The following is a 6,103-nucleotide window of genomic DNA, read 5'->3' as shown; positions in this document are numbered from 1 at the left end:
AACATTGCGTTAGCAAAAATCGCATCCGACTTGAGCGAAATTTAGTAATTTTTCAGAGCACTCAATTTTTAATTCCCGGATTTTAGGAGAGTTATGAAAAAATTTTTCTTATCTATTTTAGTCTCTCTTTTTTTTATCGCTTGTGCTAAAAATCCCTATATTAATAGATCTCAACTTATCTTAATCTCCCCATCTCAAGAGATCGCCCTTGGAATGCAAGCAAAAAATGAGATATTAAAAAAGTATAAAATTTGCAAAGACCCTTATCTTAACGATCTGGTAAGAAGAGTCTCAAGAAAAATAGCTTTGGTGGCCGAGAGGGAATTTCATCCAAATTTTAAATGGGAGTTTTATCTTCTAAAATCAAATCAAATAAACGCTTTTTGTCTTCCAGGTGGAAAAATATTTGTATATACCGGGCTATTAAAAATTGTTGAAAATGAAGATCAGTTAGCTACCGTTATAGGGCATGAGGTTGCACACGCTATATTAAGACACGGTAGCGAAAGAGCAAGTATAGCAATGCTGAGCGATTTGGCAAAATCTTTAATAGAAAAAGGGCTTGATATATCTTCTAATAGATGGGGTCCTATTTTTGACTTGGCATATGGAGTTGGAAGTAGATATGGACTTATTTATCCATATAGTAGGCAATTTGAATATGAAGCTGATCAAGTGGGACTATATCTTATGTATAAAGCTTGTTATGATTTAAATGAGGCTATAAGATTTTGGCAAAAATTAATTAAAATCAAAAAAGATAAACTCCCACAATTTTTATCTACTCATCCTTCAGATTTAAATAGAATTAGAAAGATAAAAAGATATATTGAGTATTTAAAAACGGTTCCAAGAGAGTGTGGGTGAGTTTGTTAAAATGGTTAAAATGGTTGAGTGGTTGGGTGGTTGAGTAGTTAATTTTAAAGTTAGAAAGTTAGAAAGTGAAAAAGTTAGAAAGTGGAAATGAATATCACCAATTCCCAATTCCCAATTCCCATTTACCAATGTCTAATGTCTAATGTCTAATGTCCAATGTCTAAATTGGTTAATTAGTTGGTTAGTTAGATAGTTAGAAATTGAGAGCATTCAATCATATATTATCTCTTAATCTATTTTTTGATAAAATCGGGCAAAATTTTTAAAAGGAAAAGTATGGAGTGTGAATTTCCCACAATTAACGAAGAAACACAAACATTAAAAGAGATTTTTAAAGAGGTTAAAACGATTGCAGTTATTGGTCTTTCTCCAAACCCTCAAAAAGATAGTCATAAAGTTGCCGCGTATCTACAAAAAGTTGGATATAAGATAGTCCCGGTATATCCAAAAGGCGAGGAGATTTTAGGTGAGAGAGTCTATAAAAGTTTAAAAGAGATACCATTTAAAATAGATATGGTTGATATTTTTAGAAAACCGGCAGCCGTAATGCCTATCGTTGAAGCGGCTATTGAAAGAGGAGATGTAAAGGTTATTTGGATGCAGGTAGGAATAGTTAATAACGAGGCGGCAAAGAAGGCTAAAGAGGCTGGAATGAAAGTTGTTCAAAATAGATGTTCAATGGTTGATCACAAAAATTTAGTTTAAGGAAATTGGATGATTGATCTTCAAAGGATTGAAGAAGCAAGCAAAAGAGTAAAAAAGGTTGCCGTAAAAACTCCTTTTGCTTTTGCTCCCGTTTTATCAAAAAGAGCAGGATGCAAAATTTATTTAAAAAAAGAAAATCTCCAGATAACTGGGGCTTTTAAGATTAGAGGCGCTTTTAATAAAATCTCTTTGTTGAGCGATGATGAGAAAAAAAAAGGCGTAGTAGCTGCAAGCGCAGGCAATCACGCACAAGGAGTGGCTTTTAGCGCAAACTATTTTAATATTAAAGCCACTATCGTTATGCCAGAAAACACACCTCTTACAAAAATCAACGGAGTTAAAGCCTACGGAGCCGAAGTTTTGCTTCATGGTTCAAATTATGATGAAGCTTATATGTATGCCGTAGAATACGCCAAAAAGGAAGGATTGGTTTTTGTTCACCCTTTTGCAGATATTGATGTAATGGCTGGACAAGGAACCATTGCTTTGGAGATATTGGATGAGATTGAAGATTTGGATTTGGTTGTTGTTCCTATAGGAGGAGGCGGTTTGATTGCCGGAATGGCAAGCGCTATAAAACAGAAAAATCCAAAAATAAAAGTTATAGGAGTTACGGCTGCTGGTGCCCCTGCTCTTAGGAATTCTTATTTTTTAGGTAAACCAGTAGATTCAACAGAGGTTAGAACCATAGCAGATGGTATAGCTGTAAGAGACACATCAAAAGAGACTTTAGATATTATATTAGAATGTGTAGACGATATTGTAGAAGTTGATGATGAAGAGATAGCCGATGCGATTTTATTTTTATTGGAAAATCAAAAGCTTGTTGTAGAAGGAGCCGGAGCGGTTGGGGTAGCCGCACTATTATATGATAAACTCGATATCAACGAAAATTCAAAAGTTGCCATAATATTAAGCGGGGGAAATATAGATGTTACTATGCTTTCGGTTATTATCGAAAAGGGTTTGATAAAATCCTATAGAAAAATGAAACTGATAGTGACTTTGATAGATAAGCCCGGATCTTTGATGAAATTGACTGAAATTTTAGCGAGTGTTAGCGCAAATATAGTTCAAATCGGTTATGATAGAACCTCGGCATCTTTAGCTTACGGGGATGCAAATGTCTCAATAGGACTTGAAACAAAGGGAAAAGAACATCAAGAAAAAATTAGAGAGCTTTTAACACTTCACGGATATAGATTTTACGAGGAATCTTAATGATAGCAATTGATATTGGATCAAACTCTTTAAGGGCTGTACAGATAGATTGTTATAGTTTTAAAAAGATTTTTGAATATGAAAAAATAGTCCAAACGGCACAAGATCTAATATCCACAAAAAAGATTTCAAAAATTGCGGTTGATAAAATTGTAGAGGCTATAAATGAGATAAAAAATAGTGTAGATTTTACAAAAGATGAGGTAAAAGCGGTTGCAACCGCTGCTTTTAGAAAGGCTTTAAATAAAGATGAGGTAATAGAAGAGATAAGATTAAAAACGGGAGTAGATGTTGAGATAATAGATCCGGATCTTGAAGGATATTATAGTGCTATTGCGGCTCAGCATACTTTAGCCTCTTTTGGACTTGAAGATGAGAAATTTTTGCTTTGCGATATAGGCGGAGGTTCAACTGAATTTGTATTTAAACATAGAGACGAGATCGTAACTAAAAGTTTTAATTTGGGGATAGTTACAGCATGGGAAAGATATAAAAATATAGATCAGCTAAAAATCGGCATAAAAAAATATATGAATGAGATAAAAATATTTTTAAAAGATCTATACGAAATATTTTCTAAACCAAAAAGATTTGTAGCAACAGGGGGAACGCCGACCACTATAGCCGCTATTAAAAAAGGATTAAATTATAAAACCTACGATTCAAAAATAGTAAACGGCACGGTAATTTTTCCTATAGATATAGATAATGCTCTAAGAAAACTTTTGGCTTTATCTAAAAAAGAGAGAGCAAAACTTGTAGGTGAGGGTAGGGAAGATTATATAATTGCTGGAGTTTTGATTTTGAAAGAGATTATGAGAGTGGCCGATTTTGATGAGATATTTGTTTGTGATGATGGAGTTAGGGAGGGCGTTGCGATAGCTGAATGCAAGAAAAAGATTTTATAAGTTTTATATTTATAAAAATGATACAATTTTAAAGTTTTAAAAAAATAGTTTTAGATAAAATAAGATAAATTTTATCTTTTTTAATATTTTAGGAGAAAAGATGGAAAAAATGACCGGTGCGCGAATGGTAGTTGAAGCTATGCGCAAAGAGAATATTGAAGTTGTTTTTGGATATCCAGGCGGAGCTATAATGAATGTTTATGATGAGATATATAAACATAAATATTTTCAACATATATTAACCCGCCATGAGCAAGCAGCCGTGCATGCGGCCGATGGCTACGCGCGAGCCACTGGAAAAGTGGGTGTGGCTTTCGTTACAAGCGGTCCTGGTTTTACAAACGCGGTAACTGGACTTGCGACGGCTTATATGGACTCAATTCCTTTAGTTGTAATTAGCGGGCAGGTTCCCATTAGTATGATTGGAACGGACGCTTTTCAAGAGATCGATGCGGTTGGAATAAGTAGACCATGTACAAAACATAATTTTTTAGTAAAAGATGTAAAAGAGCTTCCAATTATTCTGAAAGAGGCATTTTATCTTGCAAGAAGCGGAAGGCCTGGGCCTGTACATGTGGATATTCCAAAAGATGTTACCGCTCAACTTGGCGAGTTTAACTATCCAGACGAAATAAGACTTGAGACATATAAGCCTACCTATAAAGGAAATATGCGCCAAATTAAAAAAGCCGTTGATGCGATAGCAAAGGCTAAAAAACCGGTCTTTTATTTGGGCGGTGGAATTGTTAGAAGCGGATCTTATGAACTTGTTAGAGAAATTGTTGAAATATCGGGTATTCCGGCCGTTGAAACATTGATGGCAAGAGGCGTTTTAAGATATGATGATCCCCATCTTCTTGGTATGGTTGGAATGCACGGAACATATGCGGCAAATATGGCTATGAGTGAAGCGGATCTTTTGATAGCTTTAGGCCCTAGATTTGACGATAGAGTTACAGGAAAATTGAGCGAATTTGCAAAATATGCCCAAATTATTCATGTTGATATAGATCCAAGCAGTATTGGAAAATTGGTGCATGTGGATTATCCTATCGTTGGTGATTTGAAAAATGTTTTGAAAGATATGCTTCCTTTAATCAAAGAAAAGGTAGATAAAAATAGATATGAGGGTTGGAGAGAGATATTAAAAAGATATGAAGAACTTCATCCTTTAACATATGAAGATAGCGACAAGGTTTTAAAACCGGAATGGGTAATACAAAGGGTTGGAGAAAAACTTAAAGGAAAAGCAAGAATTTCTACAGATGTTGGACAGCATCAAATGTGGACCGCCCAGTTTTACCCTTTTACCAGACCAAACGAATTAATAACAAGCGGAGGTCTTGGGACGATGGGGTTTGGCTTTCCGGCCGCTATGGGCGTAAAAAGAGGCGTAGAGGATGAGATATCTATAAACTTTAGTGGTGATGGGTCTATATTGATGAATATACAAGAGTTAATAACTGCTGTTGAATATAGGCTTCCAGTGATAAATATAGTTTTAAATAACCACTATTTAGGAATGGTTAGACAGTGGCAAACATTTTTTTATGATAAAAGATACGCAGAAACCGATCTTTCTATGCAGCCAGATTTTGTAAAGGTAGCTGAGAGCTTTGGAGGAATAGGGTATAGAGTGGAAACGAAAGATGAATTTGATAAAGCCCTTGATGATGCCATTAGTAAAGGTGTTGTTGCTATTATAGACGTAATTATAGATAGATATGAAAATGTTTTACCAATGGTTCCAGCCGGTGGTTCGTTATATAATATGCTTTTAGAGTATAAGGACTAATCATGAATGAAAGAAGAGTAATTTCTGTTATAGTAGAAAATGAACATGGGGTTTTATCAAGAATTTCAGGACTTTTTGCAGGAAGAGGTTATAATATAGAAACTTTAACAGTAGCTCCCATACCTGGATCAAAATTTTCACGATTAACTATAGTGACATCTGGAAGTCCAAGGGTTATAGAGCAGATAATTAAACAGCTTCATAAATTGATTCCGGTTTATAAAGTGATAGAGCATGAAGAGCTTATAGAAAAAGAGATGGTTTTGGCAAAAATTCCTCTTGGAGAGAGATTGGCCGATGTTGAAGCTTTGTGTAAAGCCTACAATGGAAGCATCGTTAACGTAGGTAAAGAAGGAATAATAGTAATGGTGGCGGATGAGCCAAAAAGAGTAAAAAATTTTATTCATGCATTAGATAGATTTAATCCAAAAGAGATAATTAGAGGGGGAGTCGTAGCTATCGAGAGATAGGTTTTGGTGATTTTGGTTAAAATGGTTGAGTGGTTGAGTGGTGAGAAAGTTAGAAAGTTAGAGAGTGAGAAAGTGAGCAAGGGCAAAACCCGTAGGGTTTTAGAAAGCAAACTGCTTTGCTTTTGTGC

General features: G+C 35.0%; 6 protein-coding genes. All 6 read left to right on the top strand.

Annotation, left to right across the window (positions count from 1 at the left end):
* The first annotated feature begins 93 nt into the window (after nucleotides 1-93).
* The 6 genes from AC30RD_RS05290 (at nucleotide 94) to ilvN (ending at nucleotide 5,975) form a co-directional block, all read left to right on the top strand.
* Nucleotides 94-867, top strand: coding sequence for a M48 family metallopeptidase (locus AC30RD_RS05290; RefSeq protein ID WP_489493273.1), 774 nt, complete (start codon nucleotides 94-96; stop codon nucleotides 865-867).
* A 285-nt stretch (nucleotides 868-1,152) separates the two neighbouring features.
* Complete coding sequence (locus tag AC30RD_RS05285; RefSeq protein WP_489493272.1) at nucleotides 1,153-1,581, top strand: CoA-binding protein; 429 nt, start codon at nucleotides 1,153-1,155, stop codon at nucleotides 1,579-1,581.
* Nucleotides 1,582-1,590: 9 nt separating this feature from the next.
* Nucleotides 1,591-2,802 (top strand): threonine ammonia-lyase, encoded by a 1,212-nt coding sequence (gene ilvA / locus AC30RD_RS05280; protein ID WP_489493271.1) that lies wholly within the window; start codon nucleotides 1,591-1,593, stop codon nucleotides 2,800-2,802.
* Nucleotides 2,802-3,710: a Ppx/GppA phosphatase family protein gene (locus tag AC30RD_RS05275; RefSeq protein WP_489493270.1), complete on the top strand. Its 909-nt coding sequence runs from the start codon at nucleotides 2,802-2,804 to the stop codon at nucleotides 3,708-3,710. Before ilvA ends, AC30RD_RS05275 begins: the two co-directional genes overlap by 1 nt.
* 100 nt (nucleotides 3,711-3,810) lie before the next feature.
* Nucleotides 3,811-5,505: an acetolactate synthase large subunit gene (locus tag AC30RD_RS05270; protein WP_489493269.1), complete on the top strand. Its 1,695-nt coding sequence runs from the start codon at nucleotides 3,811-3,813 to the stop codon at nucleotides 5,503-5,505.
* Nucleotides 5,506-5,507: 2 nt separating this feature from the next.
* The gene (gene ilvN / locus AC30RD_RS05265; RefSeq protein WP_489493268.1) at nucleotides 5,508-5,975 is read left to right on the top strand and encodes an acetolactate synthase small subunit; all 468 of its coding nucleotides are present in this window, start codon (nucleotides 5,508-5,510) and stop codon (nucleotides 5,973-5,975) included.
* Nucleotides 5,976-6,103: the final 128 nt, after the last annotated feature.

The organism is Nitrosophilus sp. (assembly GCF_982775275.1).
This window is presented reverse-complemented; position numbering and strand designations above follow the sequence as displayed.

Excerpts from the sequence above, each read along its gene's own strand:
- AC30RD_RS05290 (WP_489493273.1), top strand. The coding sequence starts at position 94 with ATGAAAAAATTTTTCTTATCTATTTTAGTCTCTCTTTTTTTTATCGCT.
- AC30RD_RS05285 (WP_489493272.1), top strand. The coding sequence starts at position 1,153 with ATGGAGTGTGAATTTCCCACAATTAACGAAGAAACACAAACATTAAAA.
- ilvA (WP_489493271.1), top strand. The coding sequence starts at position 1,591 with ATGATTGATCTTCAAAGGATTGAAGAAGCAAGCAAAAGAGTAAAAAAG.
- AC30RD_RS05275 (WP_489493270.1), top strand. The coding sequence starts at position 2,802 with ATGATAGCAATTGATATTGGATCAAACTCTTTAAGGGCTGTACAGATA.
- AC30RD_RS05270 (WP_489493269.1), top strand. The coding sequence starts at position 3,811 with ATGGAAAAAATGACCGGTGCGCGAATGGTAGTTGAAGCTATGCGCAAA.
- ilvN (WP_489493268.1), top strand. The coding sequence starts at position 5,508 with ATGAATGAAAGAAGAGTAATTTCTGTTATAGTAGAAAATGAACATGGG.